This is a genomic window from Pseudomonas sp. NFACC02, from assembly GCF_900110765.1.
GTDB lineage: Bacteria > Pseudomonadota > Gammaproteobacteria > Pseudomonadales > Pseudomonadaceae > Aquipseudomonas.
This window is the reverse complement of the sequence record NZ_FOEO01000025.1, coordinates 1-23,484: the sequence shown is the minus strand read 5'-3', so window position 1 is coordinate 23,484 and position 23,484 is coordinate 1. Positions and strand designations below refer to the sequence as shown.

Annotated in this window: 17 protein-coding genes; 9 read left to right on the top strand and 8 right to left on the bottom strand. The window is 60.0% G+C overall.

Translation table 11 applies throughout. The annotated features are described in order from the left end of the window. Positions 1-115 precede the first annotated feature (115 nt). The 3 genes from hrpA to fadD2 all read right to left on the bottom strand — a co-directional run bounded on the left by hrpA (position 116) and on the right by fadD2 (position 8,117). The gene (hrpA, locus tag BMY73_RS18765; protein ID WP_092408954.1) at positions 116-4,027 is read right to left on the bottom strand and encodes an ATP-dependent RNA helicase HrpA; all 3,912 of its coding nucleotides are present in this window, start codon (positions 4,025-4,027) and stop codon (positions 116-118) included. 309 nt (positions 4,028-4,336) lie between these two features. After that, positions 4,337-6,034 carry a long-chain-fatty-acid--CoA ligase FadD1 gene (gene fadD1, locus BMY73_RS18760; protein ID WP_092408952.1) on the bottom strand — a complete coding sequence of 566 codons (1,698 nt, stop codon included), beginning with the start codon at positions 6,032-6,034 and terminating at the stop codon, positions 4,337-4,339. 394 nt (positions 6,035-6,428) lie between these two features. Next, on the bottom strand, positions 6,429-8,117 hold the full coding sequence (gene fadD2, locus BMY73_RS18755; protein WP_092408950.1) for a long-chain-fatty-acid--CoA ligase FadD2: 1,689 nt from the start codon (positions 8,115-8,117) through the stop codon (positions 6,429-6,431). Between the two features lie 212 nt (positions 8,118-8,329). Here fadD2 and BMY73_RS18750 point away from each other — a divergent pair, with 212 nt between their 5' ends. Beyond that, on the top strand, positions 8,330-9,274 hold the full coding sequence (locus tag BMY73_RS18750) for an alpha/beta hydrolase (protein WP_092408949.1): 945 nt from the start codon (positions 8,330-8,332) through the stop codon (positions 9,272-9,274). A 57-nt stretch (positions 9,275-9,331) separates the two neighbouring features. After that, positions 9,332-9,802: a MaoC family dehydratase gene (locus BMY73_RS18745; RefSeq protein ID WP_092408947.1), complete on the top strand. Its 471-nt coding sequence runs from the start codon at positions 9,332-9,334 to the stop codon at positions 9,800-9,802. Positions 9,803-10,732: 930 nt separating this feature from the next. On the opposite strand, the gene ccoM is transcribed toward BMY73_RS18745, so the two are convergent. The 3 genes from ccoM to BMY73_RS18735 all read right to left on the bottom strand — a co-directional run bounded on the left by ccoM (position 10,733) and on the right by BMY73_RS18735 (position 11,586). Beyond that, positions 10,733-10,849, bottom strand: a complete 117-nt coding sequence (gene ccoM / locus BMY73_RS28650) for a cytochrome c oxidase subunit CcoM (RefSeq protein ID WP_062387817.1) — start codon at positions 10,847-10,849, stop codon at positions 10,733-10,735. Between the two features lie 134 nt (positions 10,850-10,983). Then, positions 10,984-11,145: a hypothetical protein gene (locus BMY73_RS28355; RefSeq protein WP_092408945.1), complete on the bottom strand. Its 162-nt coding sequence runs from the start codon at positions 11,143-11,145 to the stop codon at positions 10,984-10,986. 66 nt (positions 11,146-11,211) lie between these two features. Beyond that, on the bottom strand, positions 11,212-11,586 hold the full coding sequence (locus BMY73_RS18735) for an aspartate-semialdehyde dehydrogenase (protein WP_092408943.1): 375 nt from the start codon (positions 11,584-11,586) through the stop codon (positions 11,212-11,214). A 206-nt stretch (positions 11,587-11,792) separates the two neighbouring features. Between BMY73_RS18735 and rapA the strand changes: the two genes are divergently transcribed. Next, positions 11,793-14,639, top strand: coding sequence for an RNA polymerase-associated protein RapA (gene rapA, locus BMY73_RS18730; RefSeq protein ID WP_092408941.1), 2,847 nt, complete (start codon positions 11,793-11,795; stop codon positions 14,637-14,639). Positions 14,640-14,794: 155 nt separating this feature from the next. Here the strand turns inward: rapA and BMY73_RS18725 are convergent, their stop codons facing one another. Further along, positions 14,795-16,150 (bottom strand): spinster family MFS transporter, encoded by a 1,356-nt coding sequence (locus tag BMY73_RS18725; protein ID WP_092408939.1) that lies wholly within the window; start codon positions 16,148-16,150, stop codon positions 14,795-14,797. A gap of 280 nt (positions 16,151-16,430) precedes the next feature. On the opposite strand from BMY73_RS18725, the gene BMY73_RS18720 reads away from it, so the two are divergent. Further along, positions 16,431-16,850, top strand: a complete 420-nt coding sequence (locus BMY73_RS18720; RefSeq protein ID WP_092408937.1) for a YkgJ family cysteine cluster protein — start codon at positions 16,431-16,433, stop codon at positions 16,848-16,850. A gap of 194 nt (positions 16,851-17,044) precedes the next feature. Here BMY73_RS18720 and BMY73_RS18715 read toward each other — a convergent pair whose 3' ends face one another. Beyond that, positions 17,045-17,344 (bottom strand): DUF2288 domain-containing protein, encoded by a 300-nt coding sequence (locus BMY73_RS18715; RefSeq protein ID WP_175500215.1) that lies wholly within the window; start codon positions 17,342-17,344, stop codon positions 17,045-17,047. Positions 17,345-17,672: 328 nt separating this feature from the next. Here BMY73_RS18715 and BMY73_RS18710 point away from each other — a divergent pair, with 328 nt between their 5' ends. The 5 genes from BMY73_RS18710 to BMY73_RS18690 all read left to right on the top strand — a co-directional run bounded on the left by BMY73_RS18710 (position 17,673) and on the right by BMY73_RS18690 (position 22,675). After that, on the top strand, positions 17,673-18,800 hold the full coding sequence (locus BMY73_RS18710) for a branched-chain amino acid ABC transporter substrate-binding protein (protein ID WP_062387834.1): 1,128 nt from the start codon (positions 17,673-17,675) through the stop codon (positions 18,798-18,800). 217 nt (positions 18,801-19,017) lie between these two features. After that, entirely contained in the window at positions 19,018-19,947 is a 930-nt protein-coding gene (gene livH, locus BMY73_RS18705; protein WP_062387836.1) for a high-affinity branched-chain amino acid ABC transporter permease LivH, read from the top strand. Beyond that, a complete protein-coding gene (locus BMY73_RS18700; RefSeq protein ID WP_062387838.1) occupies positions 19,944-21,206 on the top strand; it encodes a high-affinity branched-chain amino acid ABC transporter permease LivM in 1,263 nt (420 codons plus the stop codon). Before livH ends, BMY73_RS18700 begins: the two co-directional genes overlap by 4 nt. Continuing rightward, positions 21,206-21,973 carry a high-affinity branched-chain amino acid ABC transporter ATP-binding protein LivG gene (gene livG, locus BMY73_RS18695; protein ID WP_092408935.1) on the top strand — a complete coding sequence of 256 codons (768 nt, stop codon included), beginning with the start codon at positions 21,206-21,208 and terminating at the stop codon, positions 21,971-21,973. Before BMY73_RS18700 ends, livG begins: the two co-directional genes overlap by 1 nt. Continuing rightward, entirely contained in the window at positions 21,974-22,675 is a 702-nt protein-coding gene (locus tag BMY73_RS18690) for an ABC transporter ATP-binding protein (RefSeq protein ID WP_062387842.1), read from the top strand. Positions 22,676-23,484: the final 809 nt, after the last annotated feature.

Genomic DNA, 23,484 nt, shown 5'->3' with positions numbered 1-23,484 from the left:
CCGCGAAGTTTGCCATATCGGCCGGGATTTGGCGCTATCGGGCAGTGCGAACGGGCTATTGAATCTGGCCGAAGGCAGTGGGAGCCGGCTTGTACAAAAAAGATCGCGCCGCTGCTCAACCCTCGACCTGACTCCACTGCTTGCTCAGGCGCTTATCGGAAATCGGCACTTTGGTCCCCAACTGCTGGGCGAACAGCGACACGCGGTATTCCTCCAGCCACCAGCGGTAGACCACTAATTCGTCATCGCGCTTGCCTTCCTGGGCGTGCTTGTCGGCGCGGGCCTGATATTGCGCCCACAGGTTGCCGAGCTCGATGCTCCAGACCCGGTCTTTCTGCACCTGACTGCCCAGCTTCTCAAGCCGTATCTCGATGGCCTTCAAGTAACGCGGCAGCTCCTTCAGCCATTGCGCCGGCGTCTCGCGCACGAAGCCGGGATAGACCAGCCTGCCCAACTGCCCTTTGATGTCATTCAGGGCGACGGCCTGGGCGAGATCGATCTTGCCCTTGAAGCGTTTCTGCAGCCCGTGCCAGAGCTTGAGGATTTCCAGCGTCAGTCTCGCCAGACGCTCGGCGTGCTCGGTCAGGCTGCCACGCTTACGCTCGGCCAGTGACATGAGGCCCGCGCCATCACGGGGCAAGCTGGCCTCGCCTTCCAGAATGCAGGTGTCCAGACTGGCCAGCAAAATGTCTTCGATCAACCCATCGACCCGGCCCATGTCGCGGTACAACAGCGCCAGCTCGGTCTGCCCCGGCAGTTTGCTGCGCAGGAATTTCGCAGGCTCCGCCAGCTGTTGCAGCAACAAGCGCTGCAACGCGCGGCGATGTTGATACTCGGCCTCGGTCTGGGTCGAGAAGCGCCCTTCTTTGACCGTACCGCCCTCTTCCACCAGCGCCGGATACACCGTCATCGACAGGCCGGCGATCTTCTGTTGCGTCTTTTCCGCAACCGCCGCAAAGCCCTTGGCTTCGACCGGTTGCTGGCTCTTTTCGGTTTGCGGCACGGCCAGTGCGGCCTGTCCGGCTTCGGCAAAGCGCGCGGTCAGTTCATCCAGGTCGCGGCCTTCACCGAGGAACTTGCCGTTGGCGTCGACCACCTCGAGGTTCATTTTCAGGTGGTTTTCCACCTGTTGCGCCGCCTCGGCCCACGCCTCGTCGGTGACACGCGCACCGGTCATGCGCAGCAACTCTCGACCCAGCGCCTGAGGCAGCGACCCTTCAGCGAACACCATGCGTTGCAAGGCGGCCTTGACGAAGTCCGGCACCGGCACGAAGTTCTTGCGCAACGCCTTCGGCAGGTTGCGTACCAGCGCCACACACTTGGTTTCCAGCAGGCCCGGCACCAGCCACTCCAGACGCTCGGCGGGCAGCGACAGCAGCAACGGTGCAGGCACGCGCAGGGTCACGCCATCACGCGGGTGATTGGGCTCGAAGTGATAGGTCAACGGCAAGGTCAGCTCGCCTAACCGCAAGGTGTCCGGGTATTGATTGGCCGTGACCTCGCTGGCTTCACGGGCGAGGACATCTTCCTCGCGCATGATCAGCAACTGCGGGTTCTTCTGGCTCTCCATCCGGTACCAGGCGTCGAACGTCGCGGTCTGGTGAATCTCGGCGGGCAGGCGCTCGTCGTAGAAACGGAACAGGGTTTCTTCGTCCGCGAGGATGTCGCGACGACGGGCCTTGGCTTCCAGTTCGTCGAGCTCTTCCAGCAACCGGGCGTTCGCGCTCAGGCACTTGGCGCGCGACTGAATCTCGCCACGCACCAGGCCTTCACGAATGAAGAACTCACGCGACACCACCGGGTCGATCGGCCCGAAATGCACGGGACGGCGTCCGACCACGATCAGACCGAACAGGGTGATCTGTTCAAAGGCCACGACCTGACCGCGCTTCTTCTCCCAATGCGGTTCGAAGTGGTTTTTCTTGACCAGATGCCCGGCCAGCGGCTCGATCCAGTCGGGTTCGATCTTCGCCACCATGCGCGCATACAGTTTGGTGGTTTCGACCAGTTCAGCGGCCATGATCCACTGCGGACGCTTTCTGCCCAGCCCGGAAGACGGATGCACCCAGAAACGCCGTTGGCGCGCCCCGAGGTAGTCACCCTCTTCGGTTTTCTGTCCGATCTGACTGAGCAGGCCGGAGAGCACCGCCTTGTGGAATTTCGGGTAGTCGGCCGGCTCTTTGTTGACCGTCAACTGCAAGTCACGACAGATCAGGCTCAATTGGCGATGGGAGTCGCGCCACTCGCGCAGTCGCAGGTAATTGAGGAAATTGCGACGGCACCAGTTGCGTAGCGGACTGGCCGTCAGCGCCTGGCGCTGTTCCTCGAAACCGCGCCACAGATTGACCAGCCCGGCGAAGTCCGAATCCTGATCTTTCCACTGCGCGTGCGCCTGATCGGCGGCCTGCTGACGCTCCGGCGGACGCTCGCGCGGGTCCTGGATCGACATGGCGCTGGCGACGATCAGCACTTCCTGCAAGCTGCCCTGTCTGGCCGCTTCCAGCAGCATGCGCCCCATGCGCGGGTCCACCGGCAAGCGCGCCAACTGGCGACCCAACGGTGTCAGCTGGTTCTCGCGGTTGACGGCGGACAGCTCCTGCAACAGGTTGAAACCGTCACTGATCGCCTTGCCGTCCGGCGGCTCGATGAACGGAAAATCGGTGATCTGCCCCAGACGCAGGTGCAGCATCTGCAGGATGACCGCCGCCAGGTTGGTGCGCAGGATTTCCGGATCGGTGAATTCAGGGCGCGAGAGAAAATCCTCTTCGCTGTACAGCCGCACACACAAGCCCGGCTCGACCCGCCCACATCGGCCCTTGCGCTGGTTGGCGCTGGCCTGGGAAATCGCTTCGATGGGCAGACGCTGAACCTTGGCCCGATAGCTGTAGCGGCTGATACGCGCGGTGCCGGTGTCGATCACGTAGCGAATGCCCGGCACGGTCAGCGAGGTTTCGGCCACGTTGGTCGCCAGCACGACGCGACGGCCCGGATGCGACTGGAAAATCCGCTGCTGTTCGGCCGGCGACAGGCGCGCGTACAGCGGCAGAATTTCCGTGTGTCTGAGCTGAGCCTTGCGTAGCATCTCGGCCGCGTCGCGGATCTCGCGCTCACCCGGCAGAAACACCAGCACGTCCCCCGGCGACTTGCGTTCGCTGCGCTCGAATGCCGCCAACTCATCAAGGGTCGCCAGAATGGCCTGATCGACGGTCAGATCATCCTCGACGCTGTTGCCCTCTTCGTCTTGCTCAGACGTCAGCGGGCGATACCAGGTGTCGACGGGGAAGGTCCGGCCCGAGACTTCGATGATCGGCGCCTTGTCGAAATGCTCGGAGAAGCGCTCCAGGTCGATGGTCGCCGAGGTGATGATGACTTTCAGGTCGGGGCGGCGCGGCAGCAGGGTTTTCAGATAACCGAGCAGGAAGTCGATGTTCAGGCTGCGTTCGTGGGCTTCGTCGACAATGATCGTGTCGTAGCGCTCGAGAAAACGGTCGTGCTGGGTTTCGGCCAGCAGGATGCCATCGGTCATCAGTTTGATCAGGGTGTTGCTGTCGCTCTGGTCTTCGAAGCGGACCTGATAACCGACCAGTGCGCCGAGCGGCGTGCCGATTTCTTCAGCGACCCGACTGGCGACGCTGCGTGCCGCGATACGCCGCGGCTGGGTATGGCCGATCAGACCGTGCTGGCCACGCCCGATTTCCAGGCAGATCTTCGGCAACTGGGTGGTTTTACCCGAACCGGTCTCACCGGCGATGATCAGCACCTGATGCTTGAGCAACGCGTCCTTGATCTCATCGCGCTTGGCGGCAATCGGCAGGTTTTCGTCGTAGCGGATCGTCGGCACGCTTTGCTTACGGCTCACGGCTTGCGCGCACGACGCCTGGACACGCTCAACCCACTGTGCCAGCTTCGCCTCGTCGGGCTTCTTGCGCAGTTCGTGCAACTGGCGACGCAGGCGATGACGATCACTGATCATCGCGTGGTCGAGGTTTTTATACAGTTGGTCGATTGAGGTCGATTCGTCGGTCATCAGGGCGCGAAGTCTTTTCTATCTGAATGCAGGGCGCGGATTGTCGCAGATTTGGTGGGGATGATGCATATCTGCGGTTTGGCATAAAGCCTGTAGGGGCTGCCGGGGTGGCGCTCCACCTTGTCCCGCGATCTGGCGCGCAGCGACAATGAAACCAGACTACCCCGGCGTGTCAGCTGCACCGCATCAACCGGGTTTACTGCCGGTTCCCGCCAGATCGCGGGACAAGCCACGCTCCTACAGACAGCGGCGTTGTTCATAAAACAACAAACCCCGCACGCTGGCGGGGTCTGTCGGTATTGCCGTGAATCAGGCCGGCTTCTTCAACGCCAGCTTTTTCAACTCTTCGTCACGCAACTCGCGGCGCAGGATCTTGCCGACGTTGGTGGTGGGCAGCGCGTCGCGGAATTCGATGCTGCGCGGCACCTTGTACGCCGTGACGTTGGCGCGCATGTGTTCCATGACCTGCTCCTTGGCCAGGGTCGCCCCCGGTTTTACGACCACAAAAATCTTGATCGCCTCGCCCGACTTCTCGTCCGGCACACCGATGGCCGCGCACTGCAACACGCCCGGCAAGGTTGCCAGCACGTCTTCCAGTTCGTTCGGGTACACGTTGAAGCCGGACACCAGAATCATGTCTTTCTTGCGGTCGACGATGCGCATGTAGCCGTCTGGCTGAATCACCGCGATATCACCGGTCTTCAACCAGCCGTCGGCGTCGAGCATTTCATCGGTGGCTTCCTGGCGCTGCCAGTAACCTTTCATCACTTGAGGGCCTTTGACGCACAGCTCGCCAACTTCACCGAGCGGCAATTCCTCGCCCGCGTCGTTGATGGTCTTGCACAGCGTCGACGGCACGGGGATGCCGATGGTGCCCATCTGGATTTTCTGGATCGGGTTGACCGTCGCCACCGGGCTGGTTTCGGTCATGCCGTAACCTTCGCAGATGGAACAGCCGGTCACGTCTTTCCAGCGTTCGGCGGCCGCTTGTTGCAGCGCCATGCCGCCGGACAGGGTGACTTTCAGCGAGGAGAAATCCAGGTTGCGGAAATCGGCGTTGTTGCACAGCGCCACGAACAGTGTGTTCAGACCGACGAAGCCGCTGAACTTCCACTTCGACAACTCCTTGACCATCGCCGACAAGTCGCGCGGGTTGCTGATCAGGATGTTGTGGTTGCCGATCAACATCATCGACATGCAGTGAAAGGTGAACGCATAGATGTGATACAGCGGCAACGGGGTGATCAGGATTTCACAGCCTTCATTCAGGTTGGACCCCATCAGCGCCTTGCACTGCAGCATGTTGGCGATCAGGTTGCGGTGGGTCAGCATGGCGCCCTTGGCCACGCCCGTCGTCCCGCCGGTGTATTGCAGGACCGCGACGTCGCTGCTTTTTGGCGAGGCATCGTTGACCGGCTTGCCCTGCCCCATCGCCAATACGTCGTTGAACTTGACGGCTTTGGGCAGGTGAAACGGCGGCACCATTTTCTTCACGTACTTGATGACGCTGTTGACCAACAGGCGCTTGAGCGGCGGCAGCAGGTCGGCGACTTCAGTGACGATGACGTGCTTGACGCCGGTCTTGGGCACGACCTTTTCCGCCAGGTGCGCCATGTTCGCCAGGCACACCAGGGCCTTGGCGCCGGAGTCGTTGAATTGATGTTCCATTTCCCGCGCGGTGTACAGCGGGTTGGTGTTGACCACGATCAAGCCCGCGCGAATGGCGCCGAACACGGCAACCGGGTACTGCAGCACATTGGGCAGTTGCACGGCGATACGGTCGCCCGGTTGCAGGTCGGTGTGCTGCTGAAGGTAGGCGGCAAACGCACCGGACCGCTCATACATCTCACCGTAAGTGAGTGTCTTGCCCAGGCTGCTGAACGCAGGTTTGTTGGCGAAACGCTCGCAGGACTGTTTCAATACCGCCTGAACGTTTGGATACTCGTCCGGATCGATATCGGCAGCAATGCCAGACGGATATTTATCCTTCCAGAAGTTTTCGATCATGGAAGCCGACTCCTCAGCGACAGCGTTTCTACACACCGCTCGATGCGATGATTTCTTGTGTTTGGAATGATGTAGCCACAGCTTTTTGTTTATCGACAGGACAAAAAGCGGGCCGAGCGTAGCAGCTTTGCTAGAGGCCGACTAGAGCCAATATAGGCCCACGCAGTCACAAAAATGACTCTTGAATAATTAAACGTCACGTTTAGAGCAATGAACCTAAATGTCGAAAACGCTCAATAATTGTATGAGCGCGCTTGCCCGCGAATGCTTCGGCACATCCGAAATAATTGCCTTCTGACACACAGCATTCGCGGGCAAGCGCGCTCATACACCTGTTTCTGCGCCAATAAAAAACGGCGTGTTTCTCAACACGCCGTTTCTGTTTATAGCCGCTTCAGGCGGTGTCGCGCAGTTCTCTTCGCAGGATCTTGCCTACAGGGGTCATGGGCAGCGACTCACGCAGCACGATCTGTTTGGGGATCTTGTAGCCGGTAAAGTTCTCTTTGCAATACGCCTTGAGTTCTTCGCAGGTGAGGCTCGAATCCCTCGGCACCACGAACAGTTTCACCGCTTCACCCGAGCGCTCGTCCGGCACCCCGATCACCGCGCAGTTGGCGACTTTCGGGTGACGCGAGACGACGTCCTCGATCTCGTTGGGATAGACGTTGAAACCCGACACGATGATCAGGTCTTTCTTGCGGTCAACAATGCGAATGAAACCGTCCGGATCGATGACCGCAATGTCCCCGGTCTTCAGCCAGCCTTCGCTGTCCAGCACTTCCGCGGTTGCATCAGGGCGATGCCAGTAACCGAGCATGATCTGCGGCCCCTTCAGGCACAGCTCGCCGCGTTCGCCGATCGGCAATTCAACGCCTTCATCGTCGATGACCTTGGCGGTAGTCCCCGGCACCGGCATACCGACCGTGCCCAGTTTCGACAGGTTGCCATAAGGGTTGGCCGTGGCGACCGGCGAGGTTTCGGTCAGGCCGTAACCTTCCACGATCGGGCAGCCCGTGAGCTGGAGCCAGCGTTCGGCCGTGGCCTTCACCAACGCGGTACCGCCGGAGTTGGTGAGGCGCAGGCTGGAGAAGTCCAGCGTCTTGAAATCCGGATGATCCATCAATGCAACGAACAAGGTATTGAGGCCGAGCATCGCGGAGAACTTCCACTTTTTCAGCTCCTTGATGAATCCACCGATGTCTCGCGGGTTGGTAATCAGCACGTTGTGATTGCCGCTGACCATCATGCACATGCAATTACAGGTAAAGGCATAGATGTGGTACATCGGCAGCGGCGCGACCATGATCTCGCTGCCTTGCCTGAAAATCGGCAAACCGTCCGGGCCGTGCTGGAGCATGCAGGCATAGACCTGTTGCATGTTGGCCACCAGATTGCCGTGGGTCAGCATCGCGCCTTTTGGCGAACCGGTGGTGCCGCCGGTGTATTGCAGAACGGCGATGTCTTCCAGGTCCAGTTGAACGCGCTGCAGATGATCGCCCCGTCCCAGTTTGAGCACGCTCTTGAATGACACGGCCTGCGGCAGGTCGTAGTCGGGCACCATCTTCTTGACCTTCTCGACCACGGTGTTGATCAGCCAGCCTTTGGCGGCCGACTGCATATCGCCCATCTTCACTTCGATGAGGTACTGAATGTCGGTGTCGGGAAGGACTTCCTGGACGTTCTTGCCGAAGACGTTGAGGTAGACCAGCGCGCGGGCACCGGAATCCTTGAACTGATGACGCATTTCACGGGCGGTGTACAGCGGGTTGGTGTTGACCACGATCAAGCCCGCGCGCATCGCACCGAACACCGCGATGGGGTACTGGATCAGGTTGGGCATCTGCACGGCGATACGGTCGCCGGGCTTGAGTTCGGTCTGCTGCTGCAGGTATCCGGCGAACGCGGCCGAGTGTCGCTCCAGCTCTGCGTAGGTCAGGGTCACGCCCATGTTGCTGTAGGCCGGACGGTCCGCGTACTTCTTGCAACTGCGCTCGAACACCTCCACCACGGACTTGTAAGCGTGCAGGTCCACTTCGGAGAGAACGCCCGCCGGGCGTTTGTCGTTCCAGAAATCAGGTTGCATGTTCTTTTTATCCTCTTACCTGAGAGTGCTGACACCGCGATGAAGCAGGTGCTTGCCGGACGTTAGCAGTTGCCACCAGGAAGGCAAATCGTCATCAATGACGTGAATCTTGCGGGTGATCAGGCTGCCATCTGACAAGCGCTATACACTGCAATCAGGCGACCGAGAGAGCGCTATTTCAAGACAAATCTTTACAGGGCCAGGGAAACGCCATGGAACACGATGCTTTTTGGCTGGACACCCGTGATCACATCCGCCTGTACGTCAACGCCTGGACGCCGCTGGCCGAACCGCGGGCCGTGGTCATGTTGTCTCATGGCATGGCCGAGCACAGCGGACGCTACGCCCGCCTCGGCGCCGCATTGACTCAGGCGGGTTTCGCCTTGTATGCCCACGATCAACGCGGCCATGGCCGCACCGCCGCCGACGGTGTGCTTGGGCACTATGCCGACCGGGACGGCTGGAACAAAGTGGTCGGCGACCTGGCCAGCCTCAGCGCGTCGATCGGCCAGCGTCATCCGAGCGTCCCGGTGTTTCTGCTGGGGCACAGCATGGGCAGCTACATCGCTCAAGCGTACCTGTTGCATCATAGCGCCAGCGTCCAGGGTGCGGTGCTCAGCGGCTCGAACTTCCAACCCGTGTCGCTCTACCGCAGCGCTGCCGTGATCGCCCGTCTCGAACGCTGGCGACAGGGCGCTACAGGGCGTAGCGCGATCATCGAGTTCCTGTCGTTCGGCTCGTTCAATAAGGCCTTCAAACCGGTGCGCACGCCGTTCGACTGGCTCAGTCGCGATGAGGAAGAAGTCGACAAATACATCAGCGACCCGCTCTGCGGCTTTCGTTGCACCAACCAGTTCTGGCTGGACATGCTCGGTGGGCTGCAACAGGTCAGCAAGAAATCCAGTCTGGCGCAGATCGATAAAAGCCTGCCGATCCTGATCATCGGCGGCGAATGTGATCCGGTGAGCGAGGGCAAACGTCTCAAGGATCTGGCACATGCGCTGACGGGCACCGATCACGCGCGCGTAACGCTGAAGCTATACCCGCAGGCACGACATGAAATCTTCAACGAAACCAACCGCGAGGAGGTGACCCATGATTTACTCGCCTGGCTCGAACAGGCCCTCAGCGAACCTCGACCGCCCCGCACCGAATGACCTGTCGGGATTTCAGCGCTGTATCCATTTTTCATTTCCACGTTACAGGACCGCAACATGACCCAAGTCACCAACACGCCGTACGAAGCCCTTGAAGTCGGCCAGACCGCCAGCTACAGCAAGACGGTCGAAGAGCGCCATATTCAGCTATTTGCCGAAATGTCCGGCGACCGTAACCCGGTGCATCTGGATGCGGAGTTTGCGGCCAAAAGCATGTTCAGGGATCGTATCGCTCACGGTATGTTCAGTGGCGCATTGATCAGTGCCGCCGTGGCCTGCGAGCTTCCGGGGCCGGGCACGATTTATCTGGGTCAACAGATGAGCTTTCAGAAGCCGGTCAAGATCGGCGATACGTTGACGGTGCGTTTGGAGATTCTGGAAAAACTGCCGAAGTTTCGGGTGCGGATCGCGACGCGCGTTTTCAACCAGAACGATGAGTTGGTGGTGGATGGCGAGGCGGAGATTCTGGCACCGCGTAAGGAGCAGACGGTGAGTCTGGCGGAGTTGCCGGTTATTACGGTGGGCTGATTTTGTTGCGCTGAGGGCGGATGTATATCCTTTAATTTAGGCGGCGATGATCTTGTTCTGCCTAACGGCAGAAGCGTTCCGCCTTCGGCGGGTTACTTGAAAAGACACCAAGTAACCAAGTGTCCAGCTCCTGGTTTGGCGACTCCTTCGTCGTCGTACCCGCACTCCGGCGACGCTCCGTGGGCCCGCGCCGAACGGACATCCCTGTCCTGACGGCGCTCTCGCGGCATCCCTGCCGCTCGTCCCACTCCGCACCACCTGCGTTCGGCCTGCACCCAAGTCGCGTTTGGTGGTGTCTGGACTGTCGCGTACAAGAGCAACACGGGCTGGAGCTAACGCTCCTCGCTTTTTTGATTCGTGCATCCATCTCCCACGCCACCCCCTAACCGTAGGAGCGTGGCTTGTCCCGCGATCTGCCGGGAACCGGCAGCTAATCCTGTGAATGCGGTTGACCTGATACTGCCAAGGTGTCCGGTTTTACTGCTGCTTCGCAGCAGATCGCGGGACAAGCCACGCTCCTACAGGGACTGCGTCAGACTGATATTCTGCTTCTGCTTGTGCTCTTCGACATCAATGGTCCAAACGCCACAAATCGCGACTTGGGTGCAGGCCGAACGCAGGCGGCGCGTAGTGGGCCGAGCCGCATGGATGCGGCGAGAGCGCTGCTAGGACATGGATGTCCGTTCAGCGCGGGCCCACGGAGCGTCGCCGGAGTGCGGGTACCCGACGAAGGAGGGCCAAGCCAGGAGCAAAGCGTTTTTGGTTACTTTTGTCGCTTTTACAAAAGTGCCCCGCCGTAAGGGCGGAACCCTAAGCCGCCGTTACCGCGGCAATGGATAGTCCCCCTTAGCAAGTCTCCCAACCCCCACCCAAAAAAAATGGGCAACCGAAGTCGCCCAAAATGCCTTGCGTGCTCTTTTTATAAGGGACTCAATCCTTGCCGCGCTTGTGCGAGTCCCTCCAGATAAACAGTGACAACCCAGCAAAAAAACTCAGCATCAGCATGACCGTCATCACACCCGCTATCACTGCATGATCGAGAAACATAAGCGCCCCTCCTGCTGTGACCCTGTTCGATAGGTTCAGATTACGCAGGCGACGCAGAAGAAGTGTTGACCCAGGTCAATGGCGCGACGCATCGAAGCGACCGCGCACTGACGGATCGGAGAAAGAAAGGAGGTCTAGCGCTTTTTCGGCTTGCTCTTGGTTTTTTTCTTGCCCTTGCCCAGCGGCATCGCCTGCTCGAAGGCCTGGCGCACTTCGTTGAGGCGTTTGTCATTGAGATCGTGAACACGCTTGGCGCGCTCGACACTCAGGTCTACCAGTTTTTCGTCATCGCTCATGGCGTGCTGCTCTAGAATGTCCAATGGCGACAATAATGCGTAATCCCGGCGGCGCTGACCAGCACCTCAGATTTTCAAATCCACCCACAAGCCCTGACGCGGTTCATCGTCGATGATCGGTACGACCGGGACGGTATTGTCCGCATTCAGGTAATCCCCAGGCATGGCCGGGCCGGCGTGTTGGGGTTCGTTCAGGGTGTCTTCAGAAAGATCGGGATGACGGTCGGCAGCACGACGGTCACGGCGACGCCTTTGCTGTCGGCGCTGTTCTTCGCGCAGCAGCAACTGGGCTTGCTCGGGATCGCGCTCCCGCATGTTAATCGTGCTGTCGCTGGAACTCGGCTGCACGGGCGCGACGGGAGGAATGTCCGGGGTGGGCTTGACCGGGTCCTGCTGCGCAGTCACGGGGGCTGCACTCAAGGGAATCAGCGGTGGCAGCATGGTAATGGTCTCCTGTTATCAAGCTGTCGGCTGCCGTTTCGTCGACTTGAGCCGTTTGCAGAGGAAGTTTGGACTATGTTTTTCGCAACAAGTGCTAGCGCACGGCCACAAACCCAATAAATACGGGCGTTTTTACATTGTGGCTTTGGCCTGGGCGGCTTGTTCCGTTAACATAGTCGGCTTTTTCAAGGCGGGAGTCAGGCAGCATGGCGCAGCAGTATCAACCGGGGCAACGCTGGATTAGCGACAGCGAAGCCGAGCTGGGTTTAGGCACCGTTCTGGCACAGGACGGCCGCTTGTTGACCGTGCTCTATCCGGCCACTGGCGACACTCGCCAGTATGCGTTGCGCAATGCCCCGCTCACGCGTGTCCGTTTCTCGCCGGGTGACACCATCACCCACTTCGAGAACTGGAAGATGACCGTTCGCGAAGTCGAGGACGTCGACGGCCTGCTGGTGTACCACGGCCTCAACGCACAGAACCAGCAGGTCACCCTGCCGGAAACCCAACTGTCGAACTTCATTCAGTTCCGTCTGGCGAGCGACCGTCTGTTCGCCGGGCAGATCGACCCGCTGGCCTGGTTCTCACTGCGTTATCACACGCTGGAGCACACCAGCCGTCAGTTGCAATCCTCGCTCTGGGGCCTGGGCGGCGTTCGGGCACAGCCTATCGCCCACCAGCTGCACATCGCCCGTGAAGTGGCCGACCGAATCGCTCCGCGTGTTTTGCTGGCTGACGAAGTGGGCCTGGGCAAGACCATCGAAGCCGGTCTGGTGATTCACCGTCAATTGCTGTCGGGGCGCGCCAGCCGCGTGTTGATCCTGGTTCCGGAAAACCTGCAGCACCAGTGGCTGGTCGAAATGCGTCGTCGTTTCAACCTGCAGGTGGCGCTGTTCGACGCCGAGCGTTTCATTGAAAGCGATGCCAGCAACCCCTTCGAGGACACCCAGCTCGCACTGGTGTCGCTGGAGTGGCTGGTTGACGACGAGAAGGCCCAGGACGCGCTGTTCGCGGCGGGCTGGGACTTGCTGGTCGTCGACGAAGCGCACCATCTGGTATGGCACGAGGACAAAGCCAGCCCGGAATACTCGCTGGTCGAACAACTGGCCGAAGTGATTCCCGGCGTGTTGCTGCTCACCGCGACGCCGGAGCAGTTGGGCCAGGACAGCCACTTCGCCCGTCTGCGCCTGCTCGACCCGAACCGTTTTCACGACCTGCACGCCTTCCGCGCCGAGAGCGAAAACTATCGCCCGGTCGCCGAAGCCGTTCAGGAACTCCTTGATCAGGGCCGTCTCTCGCCGGAAGCACACAAGACCATTCACGGCTTCCTCGGTGCCGAAGGCGAAGCACTGCTGGGTGCCGTGGCCGATGGCGACACCGAAGCCAGCGCCCGTCTGATCCGCGAATTGCTTGACCGTCACGGCACCGGCCGCGTGCTGTTCCGTAATACCCGTGCCGCCGTGCAGGGCTTTCCGGAGCGCAAGCTGCACCCGTATCCGCTGCCGTGCCCGGCCGAATACCTCGAATTGCCGATCGGTGAGCACGCCGACCTGTACCCGGAAGTCAGTTTCCAGGCGCAGGGCGAAACCAGTGAAGAAGAACGCTGGTGGCGTTTCGACCCTCGCGTTGACTGGCTGATCGACACACTGAAGATGCTCAAACGCGTCAAAGTGCTGGTGATCTGCGCTCACGCCGAAACGGCAATGGACCTGGAAGACGCACTGCGGGTGCGCTCCGGTATCCCGGCAACCGTGTTCCACGAAGGCATGAACATCCTGGAACGTGACCGCGCCGCCGCCTACTTCGCTGACGAAGAGTTCGGCGCACAGGTGCTGATCTGTTCGGAAATCGGCAGCGAAGGCCGTAACTTCCAGTTCGCCCATCACCTGGTGTTGTTCGACCTGCCCGCTCACCCGGATTTGCTGGAGCAACGTATTGGCCGTCTGGACCGAATCGGCCAGAAGCACATCATCGAGCTGCACGTACCGTATCTGGAAACCAGCCCGCAAGAGCGCCTGTTCCAGTGGTATCACGAAGCACTCAACGCCTTCCTCAACACCTGTCCGACCGGGAATGCCCTGCAACATCAGTTCGGCGCGCGTCTATTGCCGCAGTTGGAAGGTGGTGACGAGGATGACTGGCAGGCGCTGGTGGCTGAGGCCCGTACGGAACGCGAACGCCTGGAAAGCGAATTGCACACCGGTCGTGACCGCTTGCTGGAACTCAATTCGGGCGGCGCAGGCGAAGGCGAGGCGCTGGTCGAGGCCATCCTTGAGCAGGATGATCAGTTCACCCTGCCGATCTACATGGAAACCCTGTTCGACGCGTTCGGCATCGACAGCGAGGACCATTCGGAAAACGCCCTGATCCTCAAGCCGAGCGAGAAGATGCTCGACGCCAGCTTCCCGCTGGGCGACGACGAAGGCGTGACCATCACCTACGACCGTAACCAGGCGCTGTCCCGCGAAGACATGCAGTTCATCACCTGGGAACACCCGATGGTGCAAGGCGGCATGGACCTGGTGTTGTCCGGCTCGATGGGCAACACCGCCGTCGCTCTGATCAAGAACAAGGCGCTTAAACCGGGGACCGTGCTGCTTGAGCTGCTTTACGTCAGTGAAGTGGTTGCACCGCGTTCGCTGCAACTGGGGCGCTACCTGCCACCGGCCGCCCTGCGTTGCCTGCTGGACGCCAATGGCAACGATCTGTCGAGCCGCGTCTCGTTCGCCACGCTGAACGATCAGCTGGAAAGCGTACCGCGGGCCAGCGCCAACAAGTTCATCCAGGCCCAGCGCGACGTGCTCAACCCGCAGATCACCGCCGCCGAAAGCAAGATCGCACCGAAACATGCCGAACGCGTAGCGGAAGCACAGCGTCGTCTGGCCGCCGACACCGACGAAGAACTGGCCCGTCTGACCGCACTGCAAGCGGTCAACCCGACCGTTCGCGACAGCGAACTGACCGCGCTGCGCGAACTGCGTGAGCAGGGACTGGCGATGCTGGACAAAGCGGCCCTTCGGCTGGAAGCGATTCGGGTGTTGGTCGCGGGTTAACCCGCCTTGCCGCAGATGATGCGGCGAACACAAAACCTGTAGGAGCGCGCTTGCCCGCGATATCGGTATGTCTGTCACCCACTCTGTTGGATGTGCCGACGCCATCGCGGGCAAGCGCGCTCCTACAGGGGTTCGCAAACAGTTTCGTACCAGGGTTACACCACCGACGGCTTCACGCCCTGCCCCACCGGCTCATCGGCCACCATCCCTTCGCGCATCCGCTGCGCATCGCGGCTGAAGCATTTAGACGCCCGCGCCAGGAATACCAGCGCAAAAAACAAGGCGACCGGGATCAGGTACATCGCATCATGCAGGCCGACCGCCTTGAAGGGTTCGGTCATCTGTTCCACCTGGGCGGCGTACATCGCCGAATGGGCAAAGTGATCAGACAGCAAACCCACCACCACCGGTCCCAGGCCGCCACCCAACAGGTACAGCCCGGCAAAGAACAGCGCCATCGCCGTGGCCCGCAGTCGAGGCTGCACGACGTCCTGAATCGCCGTGTAAACGCAGGTATAGAAGTTGTAGGAAAACAACCAGCCAACGCTGAACACAGCCACGAACACACCGATCTCGATGCGCCCGGCGTGCAGCGAATAGCCGGTACACAGGCACGCGATGGCCATGCTCAACGCCGCGAACATGAGTCGCCCGTTGGCGAAACGCTGGTGCAGTTTGTCAGCGATCCAGCCTCCCAGCGTCAAACCCACCAGCCCGGTCACACCGACGATGATCCCCGTCGCCATCGCGGCGTCCTGCAACGAGAGCAGGAAGTACCGCTGTAGCATCGGCACCATGAACGAGTTGCACGCGTAGGTCGCAAAGTTGAACGCCAGGCCCGCCAGCACCAGCCAGCGGAACGTGGGGACCGCCAAGACGCGACGGATTGGCCGGTCGATCTTTTCCTGCGACATCGCCACGCTTTCAGCGGCGCCGCGTGCGGGCTCCCTAATGAAAAACATGAACACCGCCAGCAGCAACCCCGGTACAGCGGCGATGAAGAACGGCGCTCGCCAGCTGTCGAACGCCTTGACCATCGCGCCGATGGTAAAGAAGGCCAGCAACAGGCCCAGCGGCAAGCCGAGCATGAATATCCCCATCGCCCGTGCCCGCTTGTGCGCAGGAAACAGATCACCGATCAACGAGTTGGCCGCAGGCGCGTAGCTCGCTTCGCCAATGCCCACGCCCATGCGCACCAACAGAAACGCCCAGAAATTACCGACCAGGCCATTCACTGCCGTCAGACCACTCCACACGGCCAGCCCCCAGCCCATCAGCTTGCGGCGCGACCCGTTGTCCGCCATGCGACCGAGCGGCAAACCGGCGATGGCGTAGACCAGGGTAAACGCCGTACCGATGATGCCCAGCTGAAAGTCGCTCAACAGCCACTCCTTGCGGATCGGCTCGATGATGATCGCGGGGATGGTGCGATCGAAGAAATTGAACAGGTTGGCCAGAAACAGCAAAAACAATATGCGCCACGCGTTCGCTGCCTGAGTCGAATGATCCATGTGTCGATCTCTTTATTGTTTTTTTGGCCAGACACCACTAAGCCGGAGATATGGAATCTAGTCAGGGATGCCGGCCTTGTCTTTGATCATTCGCAAGGCTGATGTAAGCCCATCTCAAGGGCGTTTCCAGATGGCCAGACACTCCCCTCATGCCTGCGCATTTCAAGCGTCATACACATCCAGAAATATTTTCTCGGCCTACTTCCCAGCCGCCATGGAAAGCCTAGAATAGCCCGCCGATTCATCCCCTTTCCTGACTCATTCTCCTCGGTTAACGTCCATGTCCGAAGCCAGTCCGTGCCTGAATTGTGGTGCCTGCTGTTCACACTTTCGTGTGTCTTTTTTTTGGGGAGAATGCACATCGGCGGGTGGAACCGTGCCCGACGAGCTGGTCAGCAGCATCAGCCCCAGCCGGGTCGCGATGCTGGGAACCGATTGCAAATCCGTGCGCTGCACCGCCCTTGAGGGGGAAGTGGGGACAGGAACGCGTTGCTCGATCTACGCGCAGCGCTCCAGCACCTGCAGAGAGTTCGAGGCCTCATGGACCGATGGCCAGCACAATCCGGACTGTGACGCTGCCCGTGCAGCATTTGGGCTCGCGGCCATCATTCAGCCGGTGCTTTCTGGAGCAGCATGGTCGACGGGAGTGATTTCTGAATCAGTATGCGTGGAGGACGGAGGGTTTGAATTGAGGGTTTAATGGGCCCTCTTCCCACGTTGCACAAGACTTTTATGATTAGTGCATCAGTCGCCCTGCCGCGTTCTTAACCGTGGGAGCGCCCCGGGGTGGCGTTCCCGCAGGGATTGATCTTCCGGTACCAAGTGCACACCGTCAGTTACCAACCTACCCACTTTGCCATCAGCGTCCGCACCAAATCAGCGCACAACCAACCCTCACGCCCTTTCCTGGATCAACACCCAAGGTGCAACCACGACCGCCCAAAGCGGCGGGTCGCGCTCCAGCAAGTCCAGAGCCGTTGATTCAGAGACCTTGCCGACCTCCCCCGTGCCCAGCCAGGCCGCGACCTTCGCCTCGGCATTCTCGGCAAATGATTCGGCAACCGCGATCAAATCCTGCGAAGGCTCGACCCACAACAGGGCACCCTTGGCAAAGAAAGGTTGCAATTCTTTCCACGAGATTGAGGCCGTTTCGCCAAGCAGTTTGGCATAGAGGGTGCTAGGTTCTTGCGTCATGGGTTTCACCGTTTGGAAAATCGGCGTCATGATAGCGCCGCCTTCCCGGCCGACAAACCCGGATTCAAGTGATTGATTGCAGAGAACTTCGCTCAGGTCGGTGGATAGACGGCTCCGGTTCGTCGATAGACCGGCTTGATTGTGTATCTTTCTTTCGATTAAGCGACATCAACAGGTTTTGCCCCCTGCAGCCAGCTTTTCAAGCGCTCGACCGGCGCTCTAAACTGTTCCGGTACAGTTGCCGGGGGTGTGGCCTGGATATATCAATCCGGTCCTGCAGCTTTTGGCCGTCAGGATTATAAAAACTACAACGCAAGAGTGGAGCATCATGACTAAGGGTATTAATCAGATTTCCAAGCTGTTTGCCGCACTGGTTCTGGCGGGGGTTGCCAGCCATTCGTTCGCAGCTGACACCATCAAGATCGGTATCGCCGGTCCCAAGACCGGTGCTGTTGCCCAATACGGCGACATGCAGTTCAGCGGCGCCAAAATGGCCATCGCTGACATCAACGCCAAAGGCGGCGTCGATGGCAAGAAACTCGAAGCCGTTGAATACGACGACGCGTGTGACCCTAAACAAGCGGTCGCAGTCGCCAACAAAGTGGTCAACGACGGCGTGAAATTCGTGGTCGGCCACCTGTGCTCCAGCTCCACTCAGCCTGCGTCCGACATCTACGAAGACGAAGGCGTCATCATGATCACTCCGGCGGCCACCAGCCCGGAAATCACCAACCGTGGCTACAAAATGGTGTTCCGCACCATCGGCCTGGACAGCGCTCAAGGCCCGGCGGCGGGTGAATACATTGCCAAACAGGTCAAGCCGAAGATCGTTGCGGTCATCCACGACAAGCAGCAGTACGGTGAAGGTATCGCCACTGCCGTTAAACAAACGCTGGAAAAAGACGGCGTGAAAGTCGCCCTGTTCGAAGGCATCAACGCCGGCGACAAGGACTTCTCCTCGCTGATCGCCAAAATGAAGCAAGCCAACGTCGACTTCGTTTACTACGGCGGCTACCACCCTGAGCTGGGTCTGATCCTGCGTCAGGCACAGGAAAAAGGCCTGAAAGCCGGCTTCATGGGTCCGGAAGGCGTGGGTAACGCGTCGATCTCGCAGATCGCTCAGGACGCTTCCGAAGGCCTGCTGGTGACCCTGCCGAAGTCCTTCGACCAGGACCCCGCCAACAAGGCACTGGTAGAAGAATTCAAAGCGAAGAAAGAAGACCCGAGCGGTCCGTTCGTGTTCCCGGCCTACGCTGCTGTTGAAGTGATCGCCGAAGGCATCAAAGCCGCCAAGTCCGAAGACACCGCCAAAGTGGCTGACGCCATCCACAAAGGCACCTTCAAGACCCCTACCGGCGATCTGTCCTTCGACGCCAAGGGTGACCTGAAAGACTTCAAATTCGTCGTTTACACCTGGCACAAAGATGGCACCAAGACTGAAGCCCCTGTGAAGTAATCACACGCCTCATGTTGAACCCGGAGCCCACTGCAACCGCAGTGGGCTTTGTTTTAGTTGGGACGCGGGGTTTCACAAGAACCCTGATGCCCTGAACATCTTGAAACCGCACCAGTGATTCACTGGGCTCGTGCCGAACGCGGACGTAGATCACGACGCGCGAGCGGGAAAAAGACTTCACCAGTGGAACACCGAGAAGGTTTTTAGGAGCGCGGCAATGCCCGAGATAGATCTCTATCATTTTTTCCAACAGCTGGTTAATGGCATGACCATTGGCAGCACTTACGCCTTGATCGCCATCGGATACACCATGGTCTACGGCATCATCGGCATGATCAACTTCGCCCACGGCGAGGTGTACATGATCGGTTCGTACGTGGCGTTCATCGCCCTGGCGGGCCTGACCATGCTCGGGCTGGACAACCTGCCCCTGCTGATCACGGCTGCATTCGTCGCCAGTATCGTGGTGACCAGTGCCTATGGTTACGCCATCGAACGGGTTGCCTACCGTCCGCTGCGTGGCAGCAACCGTCTGATCCCCCTGATTTCCGCAATCGGTATGTCGATCTTCCTGCAGAACACCGTGCTGTTGTCGCAGGACTCCAAGGACAAATCGATCCCGAACCTGATCCCCGGCAACTTCGTCTTCGGCCCCGGCAGCACGCACGAAGTGGTGATCTCGTACATGCAGATCCTGATCTTCATTGTCACCGTAGTGGCCATGCTCGGTCTGACGTGGTTCATCTCCCGTTCCCGCCTGGGTCGCGCCTGCCGTGCCTGTGCCGAAGACATCAAGATGGCCAACCTGCTCGGCATCAATACCAACAACATCATCGCCCTGACCTTCGTCATCGGCGCGGCGCTGGCGGCGGTCGCCGCGGTATTGCTGAGCATGCAGTACGGCGTGATCAACCCCAACGCCGGTTTCCTCGTCGGCATCAAGGCCTTCACTGCAGCGGTACTGGGCGGTATCGGCAGCATCCCGGGCGCGATGCTCGGCGGTCTGGTGCTCGGTGTGGCTGAAGCGTTTGGCGCCGACATTTTCGGTGACCAGTACAAGGATGTGGTGGCGTTCAGTCTTCTCGTATTGGTGTTGTTGTTCCGGCCAACCGGCCTGCTCGGCCGTCCGGAGGTTGAAAAAGTATGACCAGGAATCTCAAATCGGCCCTCTTCAGCGCAGTGCTGGTGCTGGCCGTCGCTTACCCGATTCTCGGGCTCAAACTGGACATCGTCGGGGTCAACCTGGCGGTTGTCGGTGCCAGCACCACCACCGTGCTGGTGATTTTCGCCGCCGCGTTGCTGATGTTTCTGCGCGTGCTGTTCAATGAGCAGATCAGCGCCATGTGGCGTTCGCGCCCGCAAAAGCAACTGGTGTCGGACAAGGCCAGCAATTTCCTGACCCTGCCGTCGACCCAGCGCTGGTTCCTCGGTGCAATCGTCATCGCCGCCCTGGTCTGGCCGTTCTTCGGCTCGCGTGGCGCGGTGGACATCGCCACGCTGATCCTGATCTACGTGATGCTGGGTCTGGGCCTGAACATCGTGGTTGGCCTGGCGGGTCTGCTGGACCTGGGCTACGTCGGCTTCTACGCCGTCGGCGCCTACACCTATGCCCTGCTGCAGCATTACTTCGGCCTCGGTTTCTGGATCTGCCTGCCGCTGGCCGGTCTGGCGTCAGCGACCTTTGGCTTTCTGCTGGGCTTCCCGGTGCTGCGCCTGCGCGGCGACTATCTGGCCATCGTGACGCTGGGTTTCGGCGAAATCATTCGCCTGTTCCTGCGTAACCTGACCGACATCACCGGCGGTCCGAACGGCATCAGCAACATCGAAAAACCGACGCTGTTCGGCCTGAGCTTCGAACGCAGGGCCGCTGAAGGCATGCAGACCTTCCACGAATATTTCGGCCTGGAATACAACTCCATCAACAAGGTGATCTTCCTCTACCTGATCGCCCTGCTCCTGGCGCTGTTGGCCCTGTTCGTAATCAACCGCCTGTTGCGCATGCCGATCGGTCGCGCGTGGGAAGCCCTGCGCGAAGATGAAATCGCCTGCCGCGCACTGGGCTTGAACCCTACCGTGATCAAGCTCTCCGCGTTCACCCTGGGTGCCGCGTTCGCCGGTTTCGCCGGCAGCTTCTTTGCCGCGCGCCAAGGCCTGATTACTCCGGAATCGTTCACGTTCCTTGAGTCAGCGATCATCCTCGCCATCGTGGTATTGGGCGGCATGGGCTCGCAATTGGGCGTGATTCTCGCTGCGGTGGTGATGATTCTGTTGCCTGAACTGCTGCGCGAATTCAGCGAATACCGGATGTTGGGCTTCGGCGCCTTGATGGTGCTGATGATGATCTGGCGTCCTCAGGGCTTCCTGCCAATGCAGCGTCCCGTCATGAAACTCAAAGGGGAACGCTGATGAGCCGTCCACTTCTGCAAGCTTCGGGCTTGAGCATGCGCTTCGGCGGCCTGTTGGCGGTCAACGGCGTAGGTCTGACCGTGAACGAGAAACAGGTGGTGTCGATGATCGGCCCTAACGGTGCCGGCAAGACCACCGTGTTCAACTGCCTCACGGGCTTCTACAAGCCGACAGCGGGCACCATCCTGCTAGACGGCGAACCGATTCAAGGGCTGGCCGGTCACGAGATCGCGCGCAAGGGCGTGGTGCGTACCTTTCAGAACGTGCGTCTGTTCAAGGAAATGACCGCCGTGGAAAACCTGCTGGTCGCCCAGCACCGTCACCTGAACACCAACTTCCTGTCCGGTCTGTTCAAGACGCCGGCGTATCGCAAGAGCGAGCGCGAGGCCATGGAATACGCCGAACACTGGCTCGAAGCGGTTGACCTCAAAGCCTTCGCCAACCGCCCTGCCGGTACGCTGGCATACGGGCAGCAGCGTCGTCTGGAAATCGCCCGCTGCATGATGACCCGTCCGCGCATCCTGATGCTAGACGAACCGGCTGCGGGTCTGAACCCCAAGGAAACCGAAGACCTCAAGGCGCTGATCGGCGTGCTGCGTAACGAGCACAACGCCACGGTGTTGCTGATCGAACACGACATGAAACTGGTCATGAGCATTTCCGACCACATCGTGGTAATCAACCAGGGCACGCCTCTGGCCGACGGCACACCCGAGCAGATCCGTGACAATCCTGAAGTGATCAAAGCCTACCTGGGGGAAGCGTAAATGCTGCAGTTCGACAACGTTTCCACCTTCTACGGCAAGATCCAGGCGCTGCATGGCGTCAGCATCGACGTGCAACAGGGTGAGATCGTGACCCTGATCGGCGCCAACGGTGCCGGCAAATCCACCCTGCTGATGACCCTCTGCGGTTCGCCGCGCGCGCACAGCGGCAGCATCCGTTACATGGGTGAAGAGCTGGTGGGCCTGGAGTCCTCGGTGATCATGCGCAAGAGCATTGCCGTGGTGCCGGAAGGCCGCCGCGTGTTCGCTCGCCTGACCGTGGAAGAGAACCTGGCCATGGGCGGTTTCTTCACGGACAAGGGTGATTATCAAGAGCAGATGGACAAGGTGCTGGCCCTGTTTCCGCGTCTGAAAGAACGCTTCAACCAGCGCGGCGGCACCATGTCCGGTGGCGAACAGCAGATGCTCGCCATCGGTCGCGCACTGATGAGCAAGCCTAAGCTGCTGCTGCTCGACGAGCCGTCGCTGGGTCTGGCGCCGATCATCATTCAGCAGATTTTCGAGATCGTCGAACAGTTGCGTCGGGATGGTGTGACGGTGTTTTTGGTTGAGCAGAATGCCAACCAGGCCTTGAAAATCGCCGACCGTGCGTATGTGCTGGAGAACGGCCGGGTGGTGATGCAGGGTTCGGGGGCTGAGTTGCTGGTGGATCCGAAGGTACGGGATGCGTATTTGGGGGGGTGAACCCTTCTCTTGCAGCTTGCAAAGCTTTAGAAATGGCCCCTTTTCGGGGGCCTTTTTATTGGGCATGGGGGCTGGGTGTATATCCGTTGCTGCGGTAACGGCTACATGTGGTTCCGCTCTTACAGCGGGTCACTTTTGTAAAAAGCGACAAAAGTAACCAAAAACGCTTTGCTCCTGGCTTGGCCCTCGTTCCTCGGGTTCCCGCACTCCGACGACGCTCCGTGGGCACGCGCCGAACGGGCATCCATGCCCTGACGGCGCTCTCGCGGCATCCATGCCGCTCGACCCACTGCGCGTCATCTACGTTTGGCCTGCGCCCAAGTCGCGATTTGTGGTGTCTGGACTGTCGCGTACAAGAGCAACTCGGGCTGGAGCTAACGCTCCTCGCATTCTTGGTTCGTGCATCCATTTCCCGCACACCTCTCTCTTGTAGGAGCGTGGCTTGTCCCGCGATCTGGCGCGTAGCGGCAGCAAAATCAGGCAACCCGGTTATGCCTGATACGCCGCATGCACCGGTTTTGCTGCCGGTTCCCGGCAGATCGCGGGCAAGCGCGCTCCTACACCAGACGGTATCGGTATTTAACACGGCTCGCGGCTTTTGATTCTGACCAGAGGCCGTGGGAACAAGCTTGCTCTGGGCCGCACTCGGACGATCTGGCGCGCAGCGGCAGCAAAATCAGGCAACCGGTTATACCTGACACTCCGCATGCACCGGTTTTGCTGCCGGTTCCCGGCAGATCGCGGGACAAGCCACGCTCCTACAGTTAAGAATGCAGCGCGGACGATTGATGCACGCATCAAGAAAGCGA

Bases quoted from the DNA above. Each gene is read 5' to 3' on its own strand.
- hrpA (WP_092408954.1), bottom strand. From the start codon at position 4,027: ATGACCGACGAATCGACCTCAATCGACCAACTGTATAAAAACCTCGAC.
- fadD1 (WP_092408952.1), bottom strand. From the start codon at position 6,034: ATGATCGAAAACTTCTGGAAGGATAAATATCCGTCTGGCATTGCTGCC.
- fadD2 (WP_092408950.1), bottom strand. From the start codon at position 8,117: ATGCAACCTGATTTCTGGAACGACAAACGCCCGGCGGGCGTTCTCTCC.
- BMY73_RS18750 (WP_092408949.1), top strand. From the start codon at position 8,330: ATGGAACACGATGCTTTTTGGCTGGACACCCGTGATCACATCCGCCTG.
- BMY73_RS18745 (WP_092408947.1), top strand. From the start codon at position 9,332: ATGACCCAAGTCACCAACACGCCGTACGAAGCCCTTGAAGTCGGCCAG.
- ccoM (WP_062387817.1), bottom strand. From the start codon at position 10,849: ATGTTTCTCGATCATGCAGTGATAGCGGGTGTGATGACGGTCATGCTG.
- BMY73_RS28355 (WP_092408945.1), bottom strand. From the start codon at position 11,145: ATGAGCGATGACGAAAAACTGGTAGACCTGAGTGTCGAGCGCGCCAAG.
- BMY73_RS18735 (WP_092408943.1), bottom strand. From the start codon at position 11,586: ATGCTGCCACCGCTGATTCCCTTGAGTGCAGCCCCCGTGACTGCGCAG.
- rapA (WP_092408941.1), top strand. From the start codon at position 11,793: ATGGCGCAGCAGTATCAACCGGGGCAACGCTGGATTAGCGACAGCGAA.
- BMY73_RS18725 (WP_092408939.1), bottom strand. From the start codon at position 16,150: ATGGATCATTCGACTCAGGCAGCGAACGCGTGGCGCATATTGTTTTTG.
- BMY73_RS18720 (WP_092408937.1), top strand. From the start codon at position 16,431: ATGTCCGAAGCCAGTCCGTGCCTGAATTGTGGTGCCTGCTGTTCACAC.
- BMY73_RS18715 (WP_175500215.1), bottom strand. From the start codon at position 17,344: ATGACGCAAGAACCTAGCACCCTCTATGCCAAACTGCTTGGCGAAACG.
- BMY73_RS18710 (WP_062387834.1), top strand. From the start codon at position 17,673: ATGACTAAGGGTATTAATCAGATTTCCAAGCTGTTTGCCGCACTGGTT.
- livH (WP_062387836.1), top strand. From the start codon at position 19,018: ATGCCCGAGATAGATCTCTATCATTTTTTCCAACAGCTGGTTAATGGC.
- BMY73_RS18700 (WP_062387838.1), top strand. From the start codon at position 19,944: ATGACCAGGAATCTCAAATCGGCCCTCTTCAGCGCAGTGCTGGTGCTG.
- livG (WP_092408935.1), top strand. From the start codon at position 21,206: ATGAGCCGTCCACTTCTGCAAGCTTCGGGCTTGAGCATGCGCTTCGGC.
- BMY73_RS18690 (WP_062387842.1), top strand. From the start codon at position 21,974: ATGCTGCAGTTCGACAACGTTTCCACCTTCTACGGCAAGATCCAGGCG.